This window comes from Streptomyces sp. JB150, from assembly GCF_011193355.1.
Taxonomy (GTDB): Bacteria; Actinomycetota; Actinomycetes; order Streptomycetales; family Streptomycetaceae; genus Streptomyces.
Genome location: NZ_CP049780.1, coordinates 1,265,902 through 1,285,278, shown reverse-complemented (window position 1 = coordinate 1,285,278; position 19,377 = coordinate 1,265,902). Strand labels below are relative to the sequence as shown.

The following is a 19,377-nucleotide window of genomic DNA, read 5'->3' as shown; positions in this document are numbered from 1 at the left end:
CGTCCTGATCGATTGTCAGTGCCCGGCGCGCCACGTAAAAGGTGGTCAGGGAGGGCGCAAAGAGGACGACTTGCCTGCGCGTACACCCCCAACCATTCGACACGGAAGGGGGATTGGACGGCGCGAGGGTGACGGCGCGCGGCCCGTCGTGAACGCCGGCGACACCACGCGTACCCGGACGACGGCGCCGAGCGCGGCGGGGCGCCGGGCGGGGGCGGCGGTGCGGCGAGGGGCGGCCGACGTGAGCGAAGTCACCCGCACCGGGCCCTCGCCCCGGTCGGACGGCCGCTGCCCCGGCGGGACGCCTCGGAAAAGCCGGGACACACCGGACGTCCCCTTCCGGGAAGACCCCGAGACGCCGCCCGCCGTCTCCACCCAGGGGAGTACGCCGCAGGTCATGGCTCATCCTCCGGGAGGCCCGCCAAGCGGTACGAGGGCATGACGCCCGCCGCCGCCCCCGCGCCTAGATTGGAGGTCAAGCGGCGGGTGCGGTACTCGTCCCCCGAGGTCGGACACCCGCCGCTGCCATACCACCGAGCACGGTCAGGAGAAGGACCATGGCCCACACGGCATCGCGGACGCTGGTCCGCGAGGAGGGACGCAAGGCGCTCGCCGCCGCGTTCCGTCCACGCCGCCAGGGCCGCCGCCACCCCTTGGTGGCGACACTGATGGCCCTTCCCCTGGCGGCCCTGCTCCTCCTCGTCTTCGACGGGTGGGAGACGGTGGCCACACAGGCGTCGTCCGTGGGCGAGATGCTGGGGCGCTGAGCGGCGACCCCAGGCCCGGAAGAGCGGTCCGGGCGGGGACATCCCACCCATAACCCCGTGGGGACGGGGGTGCGGCGGACGGCACAGATGCCGGCGCAGCTGGGGAGCTGCGCCGGCATTGCTTTTCCCCGCCGGCCGGGGTGGCGCGTGGTTGCCGGACGCTTCCCTCCCCGGCGAGGCCTCCACCCGAACCACGTAGCCTCGACCCGCACCACATCACCGGCCACCGCTCAGAGACCCCGATGACCTCACCCCCACTCCTCACCGCCCTCACCAAGGAAACGAGAGCCGCAACCCACCCCCGTGACACCGCCTGCGTCTGCGGCGCCGCGAGCATCGCCACCCTCGCCGACCGCCCCGACGCCACCGTCGTCCGCCACGCGGGCACCGTCGCGAAGGCGCACGCCCCGGGAACGGACCCGGCCCGCCTCGAAGCCCGCCTGACCACGGCCTCCCGTCTCTCCGGCATCCTGCTGGCCCCGCTCAGCCCGACCCCGGTCACCCTCCACGGCCGCCTGGTCACCCTCTGGCCGTACGGCACCCCCGTGGACCCCGGCGACCCGGACGCCGCCCCCTGGGAAGCCGCGGCCACCCTCCTCGCCCACCTCCACCGCACCCCCGCCCCGGCCCCCCTGCCCCCGATGCGCGGCCCGGAGAAGGCCGCCCGCGCCGTCGCCCGCCTGACGGCGGCCGCCCGGCACCCCGCCACCCCGGCGATCCTGCGCGCCTGGTCCGCCCTCCCCGCCTGGGCCCGCGCCGAGGCGCCCATGCCGGACCCGGCCACCCTCTGCCACGGCGACCTCCACCTCGGCCAGCTCGTGCGCGCGGGCGCCACCCCGCACGCCCCCTGGCGCCTCATCGACGTCGACGACCTCGGCGTGGGCGCACCCGCGTGGGACCTCGCCCGCCCCGCCGCCTGGTACGCCTGCGGCCTGCTGCCGCCCGACGAGTGGACCCGCTTCCTGGACGCCTACCGCGCCGCGGGCGGCCCCGCCGTCCCCGCCGACGGCGACCCCTGGCCCGCCCTCGACGTCCCGGCCCGCGCCCTCACCGTCCAGACCGCCGCCCGGACCGTCACCAAGGCCGTGTCCGCCGGCCGCCCCCTGGACGAGATCGAGCAGTCCGTCGTCGACGCCTGCGAGCGGATGGCCGCCGCACCCCCGGAGTTGGCGTGAAACGCCGCGAAGTAGGGTGCAACCGACCGCAGCCGGACAGAGTCTGTGCTGGAGACACGTGAAGCAGGATCGACCGGCGAGGAGTTGAGCCGACCGTGCAGTGCCCGAAGTGCCGTGCCGCGATGCACACCTACAACCGCAACGGAGTCCAGATCGAGCAGTGCAGCAACTGTCGAGGGATCTTCCTGGACTACGGCGAGCTGGAGGCCCTGACCCGCCTGGAGGCCCAGTGGACCCAGCCCGCCCCGCCGCCGGCCGCCCCGCCCGCCGCCCCCGCCCCGCAGGCCTACCCCGCGCCGCCCGCCCCCGCCTGGGGCGCCCCGCAGCCCGGCCACGGCCACTACGGCCAGCGCCGCCACAAGAGCTTCGGCCACATGCTCTTCTCCAGCTGAGCCCCACGGCACGACGAAGCCCCCGGCCGTTCGAGACGGCCGGGGGCTCCGGACTGCGTGGACGATACTGGGATTGAACCAGTGACCTCTTCCGTGTCAGGGAAGCGCTCTCCCGCTGAGCTAATCGTCCTTGGAGGTGGAGACGGGATTTGAACCCGTGTAGACGGCTTTGCAGGCCGTTGCCTCGCCTCTCGGCCACTCCACCAGGAGTGTAGAGGACCGGGAAGATCCTCTTGTCCTTCGAGCGGACGACGAGGCTCGAACTCGCGACCTCAACCTTGGCAAGGTTGCGCTCTACCAACTGAGCTACGTCCGCTTGTCGTTTCGGTCCGCTTCCGCGTCCCGGCGACGTGTTGAACTCTAGCGGATTCCCGGGCCAGTACAAAAACGCGTTTGTGCAGCGTGCTGCGGTGTGCCACCGGACGGCCCGCCCGGGGGTCCCCCGAAGGCCGCGCCGAGGTCACCCGCCGGACACCCGCCCTAGACTCGACAGCGTGCTCGACCTGCCCCCTCTCGCCCGCTTCGGCGACCGCGTCGCCACCGGCCTCACCGACGTCACCAGCGACCCGGCCGCCCTGGACTCCAGCGGCTTCTGGGCCGTCGTCGCGGACTTCGAGGGCCGTCTGACCTGCGCCCGCTTCACCGACGTCCGCGAGGAGCCGGTGCCCGCCCCCGTGCCGGGCGCCTGGCACGGCCCGGCGGCCGGTGACTGGACGTCGTCCCTCGACCACGCCGCGTACACGGCGGGCGTACGGCGCGTGCGCGAGCACATCGCGGCCGGCGACGTCTACCAGGCGAACCTGTGCCGGGTGCTCTCCGCGCCGATCGCCCCCGGCGCCGACGTGGACGCCCTCACCGCGCTGCTCGCCCGCGGCAACCCCGCGCCGTACGCGGGAACGATCCGCCTGCCGGAGCACGGCGTGGAGATAGCCACCGCCTCCCCGGAGCTGTTCCTGCGCCGGGAGGGGCGGACCGTCGAGTCCGGGCCGATCAAGGGCACCGGCCGCACCGAGGCCGACCTGCTGGAGAAGGACTACGCCGAGAACGTGATGATCGTGGACCTGGTCCGCAACGACATCGGGCGGGTCTGCGCCACCGGCAGCGTCACCGTGCCCGACCTGTGCGTGGTGGAGAAGCACCCCGGCCTGGTCCACCTCGTCTCCACCGTGCGCGGCGAGCTGCGCCCCGAGGCCGGCTGGCCCGAGCTGCTGGCGGCCGCCTTCCCGCCCGGGTCGGTCACCGGCGCCCCGAAGTCCAGCGCCCTGCGGATCATCGACGCCCTGGAGACCGCCCCGCGCGGCCCCTACTGCGGCGGGATCGGCTGGGTCGACGCCGACCGGGGCGTCGGCGAGCTGGCCGTCGGCATCCGTACCTTCTGGATCGACCGGACCGACCCGGCCGCGCCGCGGCTGCGGTTCGGCACCGGCGCGGGCATCACCTGGGGCTCGGACCCCGAGGGGGAGTGGCGGGAGACCGAGCTGAAGGCGTCCCGGCTGCTCGCGGTAGCGTCGGGCGCGTACGAGGCGAGTGGAGAGGTACTGACGTGAAGATCTGGCTCGACGGCGGGCTCCAGGACATCGAGTCCGCCCGTGTCTCCGTCTTCGACCACGGGCTGACCGTGGGCGACGGCATCTTCGAGACGGTGAAGGCGGTGGACGGCCGGCCCTTCGCGCTCACCCGGCACCTCGACCGGCTCACCCGCTCGGCCCGCGGCCTCGGCCTGCCCGAACCCGACCACGACGAGATCCGCCGCGCCTGCGCCGCCGTCCTCGGAGCCAACCCGATGCCGCTCGGCCGGCTGCGCGTCACCTACACCGGCGGCCACGGGCCGCTGGGCTCCGACCGCGGCGAGCACGGCCCGACCCTGGTCGTCGCCCTCGGCGAGACCACCCGCCGGCCCGACTCCACCGCCGTCATCACCGTGCCGTGGACCCGCAACGAGCGCGGCGCGCTCACCGGCCTGAAGACCACCTCGTACGCCGAGAACGTCGTCGCGCTCGCCCGCGCGCGCGAACAGGGCGCCTCCGAGGCGCTGTTCGGCAACACCGTCGGACAGCTCTGCGAGGGCACCGGGTCGAACGTCTTCGTCGTCCTCGACGGCGAGATCCACACCCCGCCGCTCGCCTCCGGCTGCCTCGCGGGCATCACCCGCGAGCTGACCATCGCGTGGACCGGCGCCAAGGAGACCGACCTGCCACTGCACGTCCTCAAGCGGGCCGACGAGGTCTTCCTCACCTCCACCCTGCGGGACGTGCAGGCCGTGCACCGCGTCGACGGCCGGGACCTGCCCGGCGCGCCGGGTCCGGTGACCGCCAAGGCCATGCGCGTCTTCGACGAGCGCTCCGCGGACGACCTCGACCCGTGACACCCGCTCCCGCGACGCCGCTCCCGCGACGGCCGCCCGCGATTGTCGCGATATTCGGCTGAGACGCGGGGCGCGCTCGGGTAGAACACCGGTGATGACCACGACCCTGCGGCCGTCCGGGCCGCTCCGGCAGCAGGCCGACGGGACGCGCTCGCGCCACTTCCAGGTGTGCGTGAACGGCCGTCCCGTCGGCGCCCTACACCTCGGCACCTCCGCCGCCTTCGGGGACGCGGTGGCGAGCGTGCACGACCTGCGCATCGAGGAACCCGACCGCGGACGCGGCCGCGGCACGTTCGCCCTGCTCGCCGCGGAGGAGGTGGCCCGTGGCTGGGGCTGCTCCCTGATCGAGACGACGGTCCCGGCCGGCGCCGAACCGGCCCTGCGGCTCGTCCGGACGCTGGGCTACGCCGTCCGCAACCGCGGTATGGAGAAGCGGCTCGGCGACAGCCCGCCCGCCCTGCCCGCCGGCAGCCGGGCCCGTCCCATGACCGAGGCCGAGTTCGGGCCCTGGCACGAGGCGCAGTGGGAGGAGTACGCGCGCACCTGGATCGAGCGCGGGGTGCCCGAGGAGGCGGCCTACGCCAAGGCGCGCGGTGACCGGGAGCGGCTGCTGCCGCGGGGCCGGGACACCGAGGGCATGCGGTTCAGCGTCCTGGAGCACGACGGGACGCGGGTGGGCATGCTGTGGCTGGCGCTGCGCGAGGACAGGGCGTTCGTCTACAAGGTGGCGGCCGACGCGGCCCACCGCGGGCGCGGGCACGGCCGCGCGCTGATGCTCCTGGCGGAGATCCAGGCGATCTCCGCCGGTCTGCGGGTGGTCGGGCTGAACGTCTTCGCCGGGAACACCCCGGCGGAACGGCTGTACGCGTCACTGGGCTACGAGACGACGCAGTACGCGATGCAGAAGCCGCTGTTGTGACGGTCAGGCCGGCCGCTCGGCGAGCAGCCGGTCCGCGATCTCCTCGATGCGCTCGCGCAGGCCCTCCTGGCTCTTGCCGCCGTCGAGGCGCTCGCCGCCGATGACGTACGTCGGGGTGCCGGTCACCCCGATCGCCTTGCCCTCGGCCTGGTCGGCGTCCACGATGAGGATGTGCCGCCCGTCGATCAGGGCGGTGTCGAACTCCTCCGCGTCCAGGCCCAGTTCCCGGGCCACCTCGATGAGGAACGGTTCGCCCTCGCGGTCCAGCTCCTCGACGCGGCCGAGCACCGCCTCCACGTACGGCCACCCCTTGCCCTGCTCCAGCGCCTCCTCGGCGGCCTGGGCGGCGGCGAAGGCGTGCTTGTGCTTCTCCAGCGGGAAGTGCCGCAGGCGCAGCTCCAGGCGGTCGCCGTAGCGCTCGCGCAGGGCGCGCAGGTCGTCGAGGGCGGTGCGGCAGTCGGGGCACTGCAGTTCACACCAGACGTCGAGAACGGCAGGCGCGGGGTGCGCGGCCTGTGCGGCCCGCGCGGAGGCGGGGGAGGTGTCGCTCATGCGTCCCAGTCTTCCAGGAGGGCCGGGTCCGTCCCAATCCGGCTTGGGGTACCGGTCCGGGGGCGCTGTCCGGCGCCAAGGGCGGGGTGTGCGGGGTGTGCGGGGTCCCTCCCGGAGGGGGCTACCCGGAGATGTCCCTGATGTCCGGCCGGAGCATGGCAGGGCGGGGGGCGGGAGGTGCACGATGGAGGAAACGGCTGTCGGACCGAGGAGTGCGGATGATCGCCGAAACCGTGTGTTCCGCCGTCGCCGCGGCCGGCCTCGGCATCGCCGCGGTCACCGCGTACCGGAGGCGCTTCCTGGCGGCCGCCCGGATCGCGGCGTACGCCCTCGTGCCGCTCGGGCTGGTGATGACCGGCGTGATCGACTGGCTCGCCGGCACCGCCTTCAGTCCGGTGGCCTGGGCCGGGTTCGGTGTGCTCGGTGCCGCCTGGCTGCTGTTCGCGGGCACGCGCGCCGTGGAGCGCCGGCGGGCCGGCCGGCGCGCCGGCGTGGGCCCGGAGGCGTCGGCGCCCTCCGTGGGGCAGCCCTCGCGTCCGGCCGTCCGCCCGAGCACCGGTCCGGCCTCCCAGGCCGACGCGGACGACTTCAGCGACATCGAGGCGATCTTGAAGAAGCACGGCATATGAGGGCCGCCGCAGCGGTCTGAAACGTGCCGGAAGGACCCTCGGGCGCGGTGCGCGCGAAGCTTAGTGACGGGGCGCCCGGAGGGACACCGGGATGCGTGGATGTCCCCCGTTCGGCGGCGCAGTCGCGCGTGTCACGATGCTGGTTGCGCCATCATCGCCGGCGAGATGCTGGACACGACACAGAGCGATGCCGCGCCGCCGCAGGAAGAGCCGCGCGGCTGTCTCTTCGCCCTTTCCCAGCCACCGCTGATGATCTTCCTAGCGGTGATCGGGTGTCTGCTGCTCACGGCTGCGCTGCACGACCTGCTGTTGCTGTGAGCCGTACCCGTGGTCCCCGGCGCCACCCGCCGGGGCCCGCGACGGCTCTGTCAGCCCGCGGCTTCCTTGCGCCGGGCGCGGTAGGCGGCCACGTGGAGGCGGTTGCCGCAGGTGCGGCTGTCGCAGTAGCGCCGCGAGCGGTTGCGGGACAGGTCGACGAAGGCGCGCCGGCAGTCGGGAGCCTCGCAGCGACGCAGCCGTTCCTGCTCGCCCGCGACCACGAAGAACGCCAGCGCCATCCCGCAGTCGGCCGCCAGGTGGTCGGCCACGGACGCGCCGGGGGCGAAGTAGTGCACATGCCAGTCGTAGCCGTCGTGGTCCGTGAGACGCGGGGTGGTACCCGCGGCGGCGATCAGCTCGTTGATCATTCCGGCGGCGGTCCGGGCGTCGGGAGCCGCGAAGATGCCGGCGAACCGGCCGCGCACCTTGCGCACCGCGGAGAGGTCGAACTCCGAGAGCGTTCCGACATCGCTGATCTTGTGCTCGCGGACGAACGTGTCGAGGGCCGCGACGTCCGGCAGCCCGTCCGGGGACGTGTCGTCCTCGGGCGCGGTGTTCACCAGATCCACCACAGTGTCGAGCGCGCACCGGGTGTCGTGGGTGATCAGCACGTTTCGCTCCCTGGCCTGGGGGTCGGGCGACGCCCGCCGATGCTGGCCGATGGTAACGGCTCACCTGCGGTCACCGGCCCCCTGCTCCCCGCGGTTGCCCGTACAACGGCGCCGCGGCCTGCGGGGTTCCCGGGCCGGGCGGATTTTTCACGGGCGGACAGGGTGGGGGAGGTTTCCGGTTCCGGTCTCCGCGGTGTTCCGGCTTTGGTCACCCAGCGTGAGCGCCAGAGGGGCCGCCGATGATCAAGCACGCGGGTGTCTGGTGACCGTGCGTGACGTCGCTTTCGCGTCAGATGGGTCTCGGGCGCGTCCACCGGGTCCCGTGCGCGGCGCAGGGTGTCTCGCACAGTTGATGTACACGCGCATCGGCGCCGCCCCGCAGGGTGCGTGCGGGGTGGCGCCGTGGTGTGCCGTATGCGGTTGTCCTGGCCCGAGCCGTCTCCCCGAGTGGACGGCGCCGGGCGGCTCTGTGGGGTCTGGCCTAGCTCTCCGCCAGGATGTGCGAGAGCTCCTGATCCAGGTCGAAGTGCCGGTGCTCCGTGCCGGGGGGCACGGCGGCGTCCGTTCGCTTCAGGAACGATTCCAGGGCCCGCGCCGGGGCCTCGAGCAGCGCCTCTCCCTCGGGAGAGCTCAGGGCGATGCACACCACGCCCTGACCATGGCTGCGCGACGGCCAGACGCGGACGTCGCCGGTACCGGTGGGCCGGTGAAGCCCCTCGGCGAGGAGGTCGCGGGCGAACACCCACTCGACGGTCTCCTCGGCTCCGGTGTGGAAGGTGGCGTGCACGGCGTAGGGATCGGCCGTGTCGTACCGCAGGCCTGCCGGAACAGGCAGGGAGGACTCGCTCGACACAACGAGGCGCAGGTGCAGCTCGCAGCTGACCGTGGTGTTCATAAGCGCCAGGGCCTTTCGCTCAGTGTGCGCTCGGGGATTCGCACGTCGGCGAAATCGACATGCCACCTACGGTGCCGTTGTAAACCCCTCTGAGTGTTTTGCCTGGCTTTACGTAACTCTTCCGGCCGAGAACCGGTTCGCCGGGAGCGTCCATTCCGGTGACGGGTTTCGGTCCGGTAGGGTTTGGCCGTATGAATACGGGGAGTAACGAGTCTGGCGAGGTCGCCATGGCTGTCGACGAGACGAGGGCGAACGGGGTGCGGAGCGAGCGGGGGAGCGAGGAAGGGCTCGGGTCCCGGGCGCCCGAGTTCGTCAAGGCGCGCCGGGTGCTCCACCTGAGCTGGCAGGTCGGGGTGTTCATCGTGGGGCTGGCGGTCGTCGTCGCCGGCATCATCATGCTGCCCCTGCCCGGACCGGGCTGGGTGGTGATCTTCGGCGGCATGGCGATCTGGGCGACTGAGTTCGTCTGGGCCCAGCTCGTCCTGCGCTGGACCAAGCGCAAGGTCACCGAGGCCGCGCAGCGCGCCCTGGATCCCAGGGTGCGGCGGCGCAACATCATCCTGACCGTGACCGGGCTGGTGATCGTGGGCGTGCTGGCCGGGATCTACCTCTGGAAGTTCGGGTTCGTCATGCCGTGGAAGATCAAGGACCAGTGATCCGGGACCAGGGCGCGGGGGCCGGCCGGGGGTGGTCACAGGCACCCCCTGACATGGGGTAATGTTCTTCCTGCGCCCGGGCGATTAGCTCAGTGGGAGAGCGCTTCGTTCACACCGAAGAGGTCACTGGTTCGAACCCAGTATCGCCCACCCGGAACGACGGCCCGTCTGCGAGTACGCGGACGGGCCGTCGTCGTGTGCGCGGCTCCGGGGCGGGGCCCGTGGTCGCGGTCGCCCGGTCGGTGACTTTCGGCCGGGGGCGGCCGGTGCACGGTTCGCCGCCGTCTGTTCGGTATCCCGGCCGCGCGGCTCCCACCTGGGGTGTCGGCGCCGACGCGCCGACGTGCGCCCTCCGCGTCCCGGGCCCCGGCCGGTCCCGGTCCCGAGAAATTCCTGTCCGAATCATTGACGCACCCGTAGTGCCTCCGTAACTTGTGCCAGCAAGCGCTTACTTGAAACGATTCATGCAGGCGGCAACGACGCTGCGGGGAGGCTTCGACGGTGGGTACCAGCAGGAATGTCGAGAGGCGGACGGTCCTCAAGGCGGCGGGCGCTTCGGCGGCCACGCTCGGGCTCGGGCTGACGACGGGATGCGGTGGGGGCAGCGGTTCCGGCGACGGGACGGTGACGTTGCGTTATGCGTGGTGGGGTGGCGAACCGCGCACCATCGCCATCAAGAAGACCATCGCGCTCTTCGAGAAGAAGTTCCCGAAGATCAAGATCAAGCCCGAATTCACCGACTACGAGGCCTTCTGGGAGAAGTTCCAGACCCAGGCCTCCGGTGGGAATCCGCCGGACGTTTTCCAGAATGCGGTCGGCTTCCTGCGCAAGTACGACAAGCGCGGTGTTCTCATGGACCTCAAGTCGCAGGCGGACGCCGGCAATCTGAAGCTGGAGAACTTCCGCAACGGCGTTCTGGCGAACGGGCAGGTCGACGGCAAACAGCTCGGCATTCCCGTCGGCGCCAACACCATGGCCCTCGTCATCGACCTCAAGGCCTTCGAAAAGGCGGGCGTCGAGGCGAAGTTCGGCTGGACCTGGGACGAGTACTTCGACGCGCTGCAGACCATCCAGGACAAGGTGAAGGTCGCCGGTGACACCGGCTACTTCAGCATCATGTACCTCTACGACCTGTACCTGCGTCAGAACGGCAAGGCCTTCTTCACCGAGGACGACCTGGGCTTCACCGAGGACGATCTGACGCAGTGGTGGGAGGACGGCTACAAGCGCGTGCGGTCCGGGCTCGTCGCCGACCCGAAGAAGGTCGAACAGGTCAAGCCCAAGTCCGCGCTCTCGGCGGGGCTCGCCGCGTCCGAGTTCACCTGGGACAACTTCTCCATCCGTTACGAGGGCGAGGGCGAGTCGGACTACGGGCTCGCGCCGATCCCCACCACCAACGGCAAGGACACCGGCCAGTACCTCGGCTCGCTGATGCTCAGCGCCTTCTCCGGGACCAAGCACCCCGAGGAGGTCGCCCAGTTCATCGACTTCATGGTGCACGACCCCGAGGTCGGCAGGATCATGGGCTACGACCGCGGCATCCTCGCCACGACCGAGCAGTACGAGGCGTTCACGCCCGCCGACGAGACCAACAAGGGCGTCCGGGCGTACGAGGAGAAGGTCGCCGACGCCGGAGTGCTCGGGAAGATCACCCCGCACCCGTCCGGCGCGGATGTCATCGAGGCGGCGTTCCTGCGGCTCGGCGGGGAGGTCGCCCAGGGCAAGACCAAGCCGGCCGACGCCGCGAAGGCGCTGTTCAGCGAGGCCAAGGCCGCGTTCGCGGGCTGAGGGGACGTACCACCATGACGCTCGTCAAGGAAGCGCCCGTGCGCCCGGCCGGGAAGCGGTCCGCCCCTCCCGCCGCCGGGCGGCGCGGGCGGCGCCGCGAGAACCTCGCCGGCTATCTCTTCATGTCGCCGTGGCTCGCGGGATTCCTGCTGCTCACGGCGGGGCCGATGATCGCGTCGCTGTACTACGCGTTCACCAGCTACAACCTGTTCACGCCGCCGAAGTGGGTGGGGCTGGACAACTTCACGACGATGTTCCAGGACCCGCGCTGGCAGAAGTCGGTCGAGGTCACGCTGAAGTACGTCGTCGTGGCCACTCCGCTGAAGCTGCTGCTCGCGCTCGGTGTCGCGCTGCTGCTCGCGCAGAAGCGGCGCGGGCAGGGCCTGTACCGGGCCGCGTTCTACATGCCCTCGCTGATCGGCGCCAGCGTTTCGGTGGGCTTCGTGTGGCGGGCGCTGTTCTCGGACGACGCGATCGTGGATCGTACGCAGAAGGTCTTCGGGCTCGACGTCGGAGGCTGGATCGGCAACCCGGACTACGTCCTCTACGCCCTGGTGGCCCTCAGCATCTGGCAGTTCGGCGCGCCCATGGTGATCTTCCTGGCCGGGCTCAAGCAGGTCCCGCAGGAGCTGTACGAGGCCGCCGAGGTGGACGGGGCCGGGCCGCTGCGGCGGTTCTGGAACATCACGCTGCCGATGATCTCGCCGGTGCTGTTCTTCAACGTGCTGCTGGAGTCCATCCACGCGTTCCAGGTGTTCGGCTCCGCGTACGTCGTCTCCGACACCCGGTGCGGGCCGGCCGACGCCACGCTCGTCTACACCTGTTACCTCTACCAGAAGGGGTTCAAGGAGGCCCAGATGGGCTTCGCCTCCGCGATGGCGTGGACGCTGGTGATCGCGGTGGCGCTCGTCACGGCGGTCCTGTTCTGGTCGCAGAAGAAGTGGGTGCACTACGAGGAGGCCGCCAAGTGACCACTGCCACCACTCCCGTCGTGCGCGCCGAGGGCGAGCGGCGGCGGGCCGGATCGATCGCCTGGCACGCGGGCGCGCTCCTCGTCCTCGCGGTCGTCCTGTACCCCGTGATCTGGGTGGTCGGTGCCTCGTTCAAGCCGAGCAAGGACATCATCGCCAGCCTCGACCTGCTCCCCACCGAGCCGGTCTGGGCGAACTTCTCCGGGCTCGCCGACGGCATCTCCGGCATCTCCATCGGCAGCTTCTTCTGGAACTCGCTGGTGTACGCGGTCCTCGCCGTCATCGGGGTCGTGCTGTCCAGCTCGCTCACCGCGTACGCCTTCGCCAAGATCCGGTTCGCCGGGCGGAACCTGCTGTTCACGCTGATGATCGGCACACTGCTGCTGCCGTACCACGTGCTGCTCATCCCGCAGTACGTGCTCTTCCGGAACCTGGAGCTCACCGACACCCTGGTGCCGCTGGTCGCGGGCAAGTTCCTGGCCACGGAGGCGTTCTTCGTCTTCCTGATGGTGCAGTTCATGCGCGGGCTGCCGCGCGAGCTGGACGAGGCCGCCAAGCTCGACGGCTGCGGGCACCTGCGGACCTACTGGTCCATCGTGCTGCCGCTGAGCCGCCCCGCCATCATCACCAGCGCCATCTTCACCTTCATCAACGCCTGGAACGACTTCATGGGGCCGCTGATCTACCTCAACACCCCCGAGAAGTACACCGTCTCGCTCGGCCTGATGATGTTCCGCGACCAGGAGGGCATCTCCAACTACGGCAGCATGATCGCGATGTCGCTGGTGGCCCTGGTGCCGGTCATCGCCTTCTTCATGGCCTTCCAGCGCTACCTCATCGACGGCATGGCGACATCCGGACTGAAGGGCTGAGGCGGTGACCATGGCGCAAGCACGCGTGAAAGCCCGCTCCTCGCGCGGGGGGCCGGTCTTCGGCGAGCGGTTCAGTGTGTTCGCCGAGTGTCTGCTCACCGGCGTGTGGATCGCCGTGGCCTGCCTCGGGCTCGTCACCTACCCCGCCGCCTTCGCCGCCGGAGCCCGGCATCTGCGGCGCCGTACGGCCCATGTGGCGGGCGGGTGGCGGGAGTTCGCCGCGGACTTCCGGGCGGCGCTGCGCGGCGGCTGGCTCGTCGGGCTGGCGGGCTGGGCCGTGGCGGCCGCCGTCTGGGTGGACGTCCAGGCCGCGCGGGCCGGGCTTCCCGGCGGGCCGCTGGTCGGAGCGGTCGGCCTGCTCGCGCTCATCGCCGCCGCCGTCGCCGGGCTGCGGGCGGCGGCGACCTGGACGCCGGGCGCGGCCTGGCGCGCGCTGCTCGGCGCGGCCGGCCGCCGCACGGTCCTGGACCCGGCCGGCTCGTTCCTGCTGGTCTGCGGGGTCGCTGTGGTGGCCTGCTCCGGCTGGTTCAGCCCGCCGCTCGCGGTTGTCGTCCTCGGGGCCGTCGCGGCGGCGGCCGTCGCCGTGGAGGAGCGGTACCGGCGCCGCTGAGCCGCGGCGCCTTCAACAAGGGCGGCGCCCCGAGCGCCGTACCCCCTCTCTGTCATGCCCTTGCCAACCCTGTCCCGCACCCCGCATCCCGCACCCGTACGGAAAGGAAAGGCCATGTCCCCGATCCCCCGCAGGTCCCTCCTCAAGGCGGCCGCCGTCGCCGGCGCCGCCGCCCAGTTCAGCTGGGCGCTGGGGGCGCAGGACGCCGCTGCCGCGCCCGGAGCCGAGACCGCCGACGCGGAACCGGTCGTCCTCGACTGGCTGGAGGACGGCGGCCTCGGCGCCGCACCCGGCTCCACCCTCGGCGTCCCCTGGCCCAAGGGCGCCTACCGGGAGGACCAGACCTTCGCCCTCACCGACGAGAAGGGCACGGCCGTCCCCGTGCAGTCCTGGCCGATCGCCTACTGGCCGGACGGCTCCCTGAAGTGGACCGCGCACGCCGTCAGCTCCGGCACCGGCAAGCTCACCCTGACCGCCGGCGAGCCCGCCGCCCCCGAGAAGAAGGTCACCGTCGACCAGGGCGGTGGCACCATCGACGTCTCCACCGGCGTCATCACCGCGAGGATCGGCAAGTCCGGCTCCACCCTCGTCAAGTCCGTCACCCGCGGCGCCACCGAGATCGCGAAGAACGGCCGTCTCGTCCTGCTGCGCCAGCCGGAGATCGAGGACGGCGACCAGGGCACCGTCAAGTACGACCGGTTCGACGGCGCCATCTCCGAGGTGAAGGTGGAACAGGACGGCCCGGTCCGCGCCGTCGTCCGCATCGACGGCAAGCACCGCAAGGGCGACCGGAGCTGGCTGCCGTTCTCCCTCCGCCTCTACTTCTACGCCGGCGCCGACTCCTTCCGCATGGTGCACACCATCACCTACGACGGCACCCAGGAACCCGGCAAGGCGAGCGGCGACTTCATCCGCGGCATCGGCGTCCGCTTCACCGTCCCGATGCGCGACCAGTCGTACGACCGCCACATCCGCATCGGCGGCGAGGGCACCGGCATGCTCCGCGAGGCCGTCAAGGGCATCACCGGACTGCGCCGCGACCCCGGCCAGGCGGTGCAGGCCGCCCAGTACGAGGGGAAGAAGCTGCCCGACCCCTCGACGTGGGACCAGCGCGTCACCACCCGCCTCCAGTACATCCCCGAGTGGGGCGACTACACCCTCTCCCAGCTCTCCGCCGACGGCTTCACCGTGCGCAAGCGCACCAAGAAGGGCCACGGCTGGATCGCCGCGGGCGGCGGCCGACGGGCCTGCGGCTTCGGCTACGTCGGCGGTGTGAGCGGCGGACTCTCCTTCGGGCTGCGCGACTTCTGGGAGAAGTTCCCCGCCCAGCTCGACATCCGCGACGCCCACACCGACGAGGCCCAGGTCACCCTCTGGCTCTGGTCGCCCGAGGCGCAGCCCATGGACCTGCGCTTCTACCACGACGGGCTCGGCCAGGACACCTACCCCGAGCAGCTCGAAGGCCTCAACATCACCTACGAGGACTACGAGCCCGGCTTCGGCACCCCCTACGGCATCGCCCGGACCTCCGAACTCCTCTTCTGGGCCAACGACTCCACCCCGAGCGCCGACCGGCTCGCCGAGCAGATCGAGGCCGTCCGCGTGCTGCCCCAGCTGGCCGCCCCGCCCAAGCAGCTCATCAAGGCCGGTGTCTTCGGCAAGGGCCTGTACGCCGAGCCCGACCGCTCCACCCCCGCCAAGGCGAAGATCGAGGACCACCTCGACTTCCTCTTCACCTACTACAAGGACCAGGTGGAGATGCGCCGGTGGTACGGCTTCTGGGACTACGGCGACATCATGCACACCTACGACACCGTCCGGCACCAGTGGCGCTACGACGTCGGCGGCTACGCCTGGGACAACTCCGAGCTGTCGCCCGACCTGTGGCTCTGGTACGCGTACCTGCGCTCCGGCCGCGCCGACATCTTCCGCTTCGCCGAGGCCATGACCCGGCACACCGGCGAGGTCGACGTCTACCACCTCGGCAAATGGGCCGGCCTCGGCACCCGGCACGGCGTCCAGCACTACGCCGACAGCGCCAAGCAGCAGCGCATCGCCAACACCACCTACCGCCGCTACTACTACTTCCTCACCGCCGACGAACGCGTCGGCGACCTCATGCACGCCAACGTCGACTCCGACGAGACCTTCCTCGTCCTCGACCCCATCCGCAAGATCCGCACCGAGCCCTACACACCCGACCGGCACGCCCTGTCGATCGGCTTCGGCACCGACTGGAGCGGCCTGGTCTCGGCGTGGCTCACCGAGTGGGAGCGCAAGGGACCGAAGTGGGAGAAGGCGAAGGCGCGCGTGCTGTCGACGATGGAGACCATCGCCGCCCAGCCCAACGGCTTCGTCCAGGGAACCGGCCTGTACGACCTGGACACCGGCCGGTTCGCCATCGCCGACAAGCCGGTCGTCGGGGTCTCGCACCTCTCCGCCGTCTTCGGTCTGAACGAGCTGTGCGCCGAACTCATCGACCTCGTCGACATGCCCGAGTTCAACGAGGCCTACTTCGACTACTGCCGCTACTTCAACGCCACCAAGGCCGAACAGGCCGCCCGCTACGGCTCCAGTTTCGGCAGCCTGATCCTCTTCCAGGGCCACTCCCGCCTCGACGCCTACGCGGCCGTCAAGACCGGCGACGCGAAACTCGCCCAGCGGGCCTGGGAGAAGTTCTACCACTCCGACGGCTACAAGGAGTCCGCGCCCTGGAAGACCGAGAAGGTCAGCGGGCCCATGGCCCTGGTCGAGGGCAGCGAGGCCACCTGGGTGTCCACCAACGACACCGCGCTGTACGGCCTCGCCGCCATCGAGAACCTGGCCCTCCTCGGCGACCGGATGCCCGGGTAGCAGGTCCTAGGTCATCCTGCCCAGCGTCTCCCGCACCCGCCGCACGTCCCGCAGCCGCTGCTCGTACGTCGCCCCGAGCGCGAGCAGCAGCAGACCGGCGAGCGCGGGCGGCGCCCAGCGGGGAAGGGCCCCCGCCACCTGCACGAGATACGGGGCCAGCTCGTGCAGGGTCACCAGGGCGAGCACCGAGCCGCCCAGCACCAGCGGCGCCTGGAGATGGTGGCGGGCACCGGCCAGGGTCACCAGCAGCGCCCCCGCGCCCAGCAGCAGGGGGCGCTGCCAGTGCGCGTCGCCCCAGGCCGCGAGCAGGCTCGGCAGCAGCGCGGCGGCGAGGCCGGGGCCGTACGCCGTCCAGGACGACGCCCGCGGATCGCGGCGCCGGCGCACCGCGCCCACCAGCAGCGCGGGGACGGCCACCGGCAGCGCGTACGCCTCCGGGACGGTCACCTCCCAGGCGGCCAGCCGCACCCACGCGGCCGCCACGAACAGCGCGGCGGCGGCATGTCCGACGGGGCGGCGGTCCGGCCGTACGGCCACACCCGCGGCGATCACGCCCACCAGGGCCAGCACCAGCGCCAGCATCGGCGCGTCCGTCACCGCCAGACCGATCGCGACGAGCGACGCGGCCGCTCCCGCCACCTCGGTGACCGGCCGCGTCGCGCCCTCCGTGCGCGGCGCCCACAGCGCCGCCGCCACCGGAACCAGCAGCACCGCCGGCGCGATGTGCGCCGGCTGCCAGTCCAGCGCAGCACCCGTCGCGACGGCCAGCGCGGTGGCGTGCACGGCCGCGGCCGCCGCGGGCACCGGCCGGCGGGCGGCGAGCGCCCACCCGGCGGTGAGCAGAGCGAAGACCGTCAGGGTGGCCGGCTCGCAGGCCAGGGCGAGCAGCGCGACGACGAGCGAGGTGATCAGCGCGAGCACGGTCGGCACCAGGCGCCTCACCGCCAGGAGCACCGCCGTCGTCAGGACCAGGACCGCCAGCGTCACGGCGTAGGGCAGCCGGAGCACCGCAGGCAGGCTCACCGCCGCCGCCCAGACCAGCACCCACACGGCGTCCACCGCACGGGCCCGCCACGCGGCGTTGCGCACCCACCCCACCAGGACCGCGGCGAGCACGGCCGGCAGCAGGGGCGCCGTCGCGCCGCCCGGAGGCCACGGCAGGTCGGCCGTCACCGCCGCCCGCGCGTCGGCGGGCGCCCCCGACCACACGCGCGCTGCCCAGCCCAGAGGACCGAGCAGCGACACGGCGACCACGGGCAGGGCCGCCGACACGGCCAGCGCCTGCACCGCGCCGGACGCCCAGCCCAGGCCCCGGCGCACCACCTCGGGCAGCCGGTCCGCCCGCACCAGGGCGAGCAGGCCCACACCGAGCAGCAGATGGACCGGCGCGGTCCACTCGCCGGGCAGCACCGTCCGCGGCACCGCGCCGAGCGCGGCCACCGCCAGCAGGCCCGCCGCGACGGCGTTGCCCAGCGCGGCCTCCGGGCGCGGCGCCCGCGCCCCCGCCAGCGCGAGAGCCGCCGCCGTCAGCAGCAGGACCGCCGCGCGGGCAGCCGCAGCGGGACCGGGGGCCGTCCACGCCAGCGCACCCGCCGCCAGCGCACCCCAGCCGCCCAGCACGTACGCGCCGACGGCGGCGACGAGCCGCACGGGCCCGCCGGCCGTCCGCAATGCCACCGCCGCGTCGGCCGCCGCCGTCAGCAGCAGCGCCGCCACGGTTCCGAAGGCGTCCGCCCCGGCCGCCACCGCCGCCAGCGGCAGCGGCAGCTGGGCCGCGCACAGGGCGGCCGGCCGGGGCAGCACCAGCGGCCGGCCGGTCAGCCGGGCGAGCAGCACGCCGTACGCCGCCCAGAGCGCCGCCAGGGCCGCCGCGGCGGCCGCCGCGTAGCCCGTCGGGTCCGCCGCGGTGAGCGCCGCCGCGTGCAGCGCGTACGCGTCCAGCACCGTCAGCGCCAGGCCCACGCCCGCCACCGACTCGGCCGTCGAGCGCAGCCCCCGCCGCAGCAGGGGCACGGGGGCCGCCAGCGCCGCCGCCGTGACCGCGCCGAGCACCGCGGCCCGCCCCGCGATCCCCAGGTGACCCCAGCTGACCAGCGTGAACGCCGCCGCCGCGAGGGCGAGCAGCACCCCGCCCAGCAGGAGCAGCACGTTCTGGACGCGGGGCGCGGACGCCTCCGGGCGGGGCGGGGCGGCGGCCGGCACGGGCCGCACCGGCTGGAGCTGCGACAGCAGCCAGCCGCGACGCGCCAGCAACTGGGCGCGCCGGGCGTCCAGTCGGTTCAGCTCGGCGTCGACGAGCCGCAACTCCTCGGCAGGGGGCGGAAGGTGGGTCATGGCTGTGGAGTGTGGCGCCCGTCACGCCGGCCGCACATGAGTGCGCGTACTCAGACCGTACTCAGAGCGCGGATACACCTCCCTGAGCAGGACAGACTCCGTTCATGGACTGGACCCACCACCGCTTCTGCACCCTGTGGCGGCTGCCCGCCCCGCCCGACGCCGTGTACGCCGTCCTGGAACGGGCCGAGGACTACCCCCGCTGGTGGCCGCAGGTGCGCGAGGCGACCCGGCTCGACGACCGCACGGGGAGGATGCGGATCCGCTCCTTCCTGCCGTACGACCTCACCTTCACCGTCCGCGAGGTGCGCCGCGACCCCGCGGCCGGGGTGCTCCGGGCGGAGCTGTCCGGCGACATCGACGGCTGGTCGCGGTGGACGGTCACCGCGCACGGCACCGGCAGCCTCGTGCGCTACGACCAGGAGGTCCGGGTGCGCAAGGCGCTGCTGCGGCGGCTGGCGGTGCCGGGGCGGCCGTTCTTCCGCGCCAACCACCGGCTGATGATGCGCGCCGGGCGGCGCGGGCTCGCGGCCCGCCTGCGAACGGTTTGAAGGAACGCCGCGGGGACCTGTATTGTTCAGTGCGTTCCCGGGCGATTAGCTCAGTGGGAGAGCGCTTCGTTCACACCGAAGAGGTCACTGGTTCGAACCCAGTATCGCCCACCGGGAGA

General features: G+C 72.6%; 19 protein-coding genes, 5 tRNA genes and 1 pseudogene. 18 read left to right on the top strand and 7 right to left on the bottom strand.

Annotated features, from left to right (window positions below):
• Positions 1-112: 112 nt before the first annotated feature.
• From G7Z13_RS33540 to G7Z13_RS06125, 4 genes and pseudogenes are all read left to right on the top strand, one after another.
• A pseudogene (locus G7Z13_RS33540) lies at positions 113-339 on the top strand (hypothetical protein); the annotation flags it as partial.
• Positions 340-557: 218 nt separating this feature from the next.
• Positions 558-767, top strand: a complete 210-nt coding sequence (locus G7Z13_RS06135) for a hypothetical protein (protein ID WP_165996799.1) — start codon at positions 558-560, stop codon at positions 765-767.
• 242 nt (positions 768-1,009) lie between these two features.
• Complete coding sequence (locus G7Z13_RS06130) at positions 1,010-1,942, top strand: aminoglycoside phosphotransferase family protein (protein WP_165996797.1); 933 nt, start codon at positions 1,010-1,012, stop codon at positions 1,940-1,942.
• Positions 1,943-2,037: 95 nt separating this feature from the next.
• Entirely contained in the window at positions 2,038-2,334 is a 297-nt protein-coding gene (locus G7Z13_RS06125) for a zf-TFIIB domain-containing protein (protein WP_165996794.1), read from the top strand.
• Between the two features lie 58 nt (positions 2,335-2,392).
• Here G7Z13_RS06125 and G7Z13_RS06120 read toward each other — a convergent pair.
• The 3 genes from G7Z13_RS06120 to G7Z13_RS06110 form a co-directional block, all read right to left on the bottom strand.
• Positions 2,393-2,464, bottom strand: a tRNA-Val gene (locus G7Z13_RS06120).
• Between the two features lies 1 nt (position 2,465).
• Positions 2,466-2,539 (bottom strand) — tRNA-Cys (locus G7Z13_RS06115).
• 38 nt (positions 2,540-2,577) lie between these two features.
• Positions 2,578-2,650 (bottom strand) — tRNA-Gly (locus G7Z13_RS06110).
• 178 nt (positions 2,651-2,828) lie between these two features.
• On the opposite strand from G7Z13_RS06110, the gene G7Z13_RS06105 reads away from it, so the two are divergent.
• The 3 genes from G7Z13_RS06105 to G7Z13_RS06095 all read left to right on the top strand — a co-directional run bounded on the left by G7Z13_RS06105 (position 2,829) and on the right by G7Z13_RS06095 (position 5,618).
• Positions 2,829-3,881 carry a chorismate-binding protein gene (locus G7Z13_RS06105; RefSeq protein WP_165996793.1) on the top strand — a complete coding sequence of 351 codons (1,053 nt, stop codon included), beginning with the start codon at positions 2,829-2,831 and terminating at the stop codon, positions 3,879-3,881.
• Positions 3,878-4,699, top strand: a complete 822-nt coding sequence (locus G7Z13_RS06100) for an aminodeoxychorismate lyase (protein WP_165996791.1) — start codon at positions 3,878-3,880, stop codon at positions 4,697-4,699. Before G7Z13_RS06105 ends, G7Z13_RS06100 begins: the two co-directional genes overlap by 4 nt.
• Positions 4,700-4,793: 94 nt before the next feature.
• Positions 4,794-5,618, top strand: coding sequence for a GNAT family N-acetyltransferase (locus tag G7Z13_RS06095; RefSeq protein ID WP_165996789.1), 825 nt, complete (start codon positions 4,794-4,796; stop codon positions 5,616-5,618).
• Positions 5,619-5,621: 3 nt separating this feature from the next.
• Here G7Z13_RS06095 and G7Z13_RS06090 read toward each other — a convergent pair whose 3' ends face one another.
• Positions 5,622-6,170 (bottom strand): DsbA family protein, encoded by a 549-nt coding sequence (locus G7Z13_RS06090; protein ID WP_165996787.1) that lies wholly within the window; start codon positions 6,168-6,170, stop codon positions 5,622-5,624.
• 218 nt (positions 6,171-6,388) lie between these two features.
• Here G7Z13_RS06090 and G7Z13_RS06085 point away from each other — a divergent pair, with 218 nt between their 5' ends.
• Both G7Z13_RS06085 and G7Z13_RS06080 read left to right on the top strand, forming a co-directional pair.
• Complete coding sequence (locus G7Z13_RS06085) at positions 6,389-6,799, top strand: hypothetical protein (RefSeq protein WP_165996786.1); 411 nt, start codon at positions 6,389-6,391, stop codon at positions 6,797-6,799.
• 165 nt (positions 6,800-6,964) lie between these two features.
• On the top strand, positions 6,965-7,117 hold the full coding sequence (locus G7Z13_RS06080) for a hypothetical protein (RefSeq protein ID WP_165996784.1): 153 nt from the start codon (positions 6,965-6,967) through the stop codon (positions 7,115-7,117).
• Between the two features lie 50 nt (positions 7,118-7,167).
• Here the strand turns inward: G7Z13_RS06080 and G7Z13_RS06075 are convergent, their stop codons facing one another.
• Entirely contained in the window at positions 7,168-7,728 is a 561-nt protein-coding gene (locus G7Z13_RS06075) for a CGNR zinc finger domain-containing protein (RefSeq protein ID WP_165996779.1), read from the bottom strand.
• 481 nt (positions 7,729-8,209) lie between these two features.
• Positions 8,210-8,623 carry an SsgA family sporulation/cell division regulator gene (locus tag G7Z13_RS06070; protein ID WP_004002642.1) on the bottom strand — a complete coding sequence of 138 codons (414 nt, stop codon included), beginning with the start codon at positions 8,621-8,623 and terminating at the stop codon, positions 8,210-8,212.
• 191 nt (positions 8,624-8,814) lie between these two features.
• Here G7Z13_RS06070 and G7Z13_RS06065 point away from each other — a divergent pair, with 191 nt between their 5' ends.
• The 7 genes from G7Z13_RS06065 to G7Z13_RS06035 all read left to right on the top strand — a co-directional run bounded on the left by G7Z13_RS06065 (position 8,815) and on the right by G7Z13_RS06035 (position 16,373).
• Complete coding sequence (locus G7Z13_RS06065; RefSeq protein WP_165996776.1) at positions 8,815-9,279, top strand: TIGR02611 family protein; 465 nt, start codon at positions 8,815-8,817, stop codon at positions 9,277-9,279.
• A 78-nt stretch (positions 9,280-9,357) separates the two neighbouring features.
• Positions 9,358-9,429, top strand: a tRNA-Val gene (locus G7Z13_RS06060).
• A gap of 351 nt (positions 9,430-9,780) precedes the next feature.
• Positions 9,781-11,067 carry an extracellular solute-binding protein gene (locus tag G7Z13_RS06055; protein WP_165996773.1) on the top strand — a complete coding sequence of 429 codons (1,287 nt, stop codon included), beginning with the start codon at positions 9,781-9,783 and terminating at the stop codon, positions 11,065-11,067.
• 14 nt (positions 11,068-11,081) lie between these two features.
• Positions 11,082-12,038, top strand: a complete 957-nt coding sequence (locus G7Z13_RS06050; protein WP_165996769.1) for a sugar ABC transporter permease — start codon at positions 11,082-11,084, stop codon at positions 12,036-12,038.
• The gene (locus G7Z13_RS06045; RefSeq protein ID WP_165996767.1) at positions 12,035-12,910 is read left to right on the top strand and encodes a carbohydrate ABC transporter permease; all 876 of its coding nucleotides are present in this window, start codon (positions 12,035-12,037) and stop codon (positions 12,908-12,910) included. Before G7Z13_RS06050 ends, G7Z13_RS06045 begins: the two co-directional genes overlap by 4 nt.
• Before the next feature lie 10 nt (positions 12,911-12,920).
• The gene (locus G7Z13_RS06040; protein ID WP_165996766.1) at positions 12,921-13,520 is read left to right on the top strand and encodes a hypothetical protein; all 600 of its coding nucleotides are present in this window, start codon (positions 12,921-12,923) and stop codon (positions 13,518-13,520) included.
• A 114-nt stretch (positions 13,521-13,634) separates the two neighbouring features.
• Positions 13,635-16,373 carry a Tat pathway signal sequence domain protein gene (locus G7Z13_RS06035; protein ID WP_165996764.1) on the top strand — a complete coding sequence of 913 codons (2,739 nt, stop codon included), beginning with the start codon at positions 13,635-13,637 and terminating at the stop codon, positions 16,371-16,373.
• A 6-nt stretch (positions 16,374-16,379) separates the two neighbouring features.
• On the opposite strand, the gene G7Z13_RS06030 is transcribed toward G7Z13_RS06035, so the two are convergent.
• Entirely contained in the window at positions 16,380-18,707 is a 2,328-nt protein-coding gene (locus G7Z13_RS06030; RefSeq protein ID WP_165996763.1) for a hypothetical protein, read from the bottom strand.
• 104 nt (positions 18,708-18,811) lie between these two features.
• Here G7Z13_RS06030 and G7Z13_RS06025 point away from each other — a divergent pair, with 104 nt between their 5' ends.
• Complete coding sequence (locus G7Z13_RS06025) at positions 18,812-19,258, top strand: SRPBCC family protein (RefSeq protein ID WP_165996761.1); 447 nt, start codon at positions 18,812-18,814, stop codon at positions 19,256-19,258.
• Positions 19,259-19,297: 39 nt separating this feature from the next.
• Positions 19,298-19,369: transfer RNA gene (locus G7Z13_RS06020), tRNA-Val, on the top strand.
• Positions 19,370-19,377: the final 8 nt, after the last annotated feature.

Coding starts and splice junctions, on each gene's coding strand:
- G7Z13_RS06085 (WP_165996786.1), top strand. CDS start 6,389: ATGATCGCCGAAACCGTGTGTTCCGCCGTCGCCGCGGCCGGCCTCGGC.
- G7Z13_RS06035 (WP_165996764.1), top strand. CDS start 13,635: ATGTCCCCGATCCCCCGCAGGTCCCTCCTCAAGGCGGCCGCCGTCGCC.
- G7Z13_RS06080 (WP_165996784.1), top strand. CDS start 6,965: ATGCTGGACACGACACAGAGCGATGCCGCGCCGCCGCAGGAAGAGCCG.
- G7Z13_RS06065 (WP_165996776.1), top strand. CDS start 8,815: ATGAATACGGGGAGTAACGAGTCTGGCGAGGTCGCCATGGCTGTCGAC.
- G7Z13_RS06025 (WP_165996761.1), top strand. CDS start 18,812: ATGGACTGGACCCACCACCGCTTCTGCACCCTGTGGCGGCTGCCCGCC.
- G7Z13_RS06030 (WP_165996763.1), bottom strand. CDS start 18,707: ATGACCCACCTTCCGCCCCCTGCCGAGGAGTTGCGGCTCGTCGACGCC.
- G7Z13_RS06050 (WP_165996769.1), top strand. CDS start 11,082: ATGACGCTCGTCAAGGAAGCGCCCGTGCGCCCGGCCGGGAAGCGGTCC.
- G7Z13_RS06040 (WP_165996766.1), top strand. CDS start 12,921: ATGGCGCAAGCACGCGTGAAAGCCCGCTCCTCGCGCGGGGGGCCGGTC.
- G7Z13_RS06135 (WP_165996799.1), top strand. CDS start 558: ATGGCCCACACGGCATCGCGGACGCTGGTCCGCGAGGAGGGACGCAAG.
- G7Z13_RS06070 (WP_004002642.1), bottom strand. CDS start 8,623: ATGAACACCACGGTCAGCTGCGAGCTGCACCTGCGCCTCGTTGTGTCG.
- G7Z13_RS06090 (WP_165996787.1), bottom strand. CDS start 6,170: ATGAGCGACACCTCCCCCGCCTCCGCGCGGGCCGCACAGGCCGCGCAC.
- G7Z13_RS06130 (WP_165996797.1), top strand. CDS start 1,010: ATGACCTCACCCCCACTCCTCACCGCCCTCACCAAGGAAACGAGAGCC.
- G7Z13_RS06095 (WP_165996789.1), top strand. CDS start 4,794: ATGACCACGACCCTGCGGCCGTCCGGGCCGCTCCGGCAGCAGGCCGAC.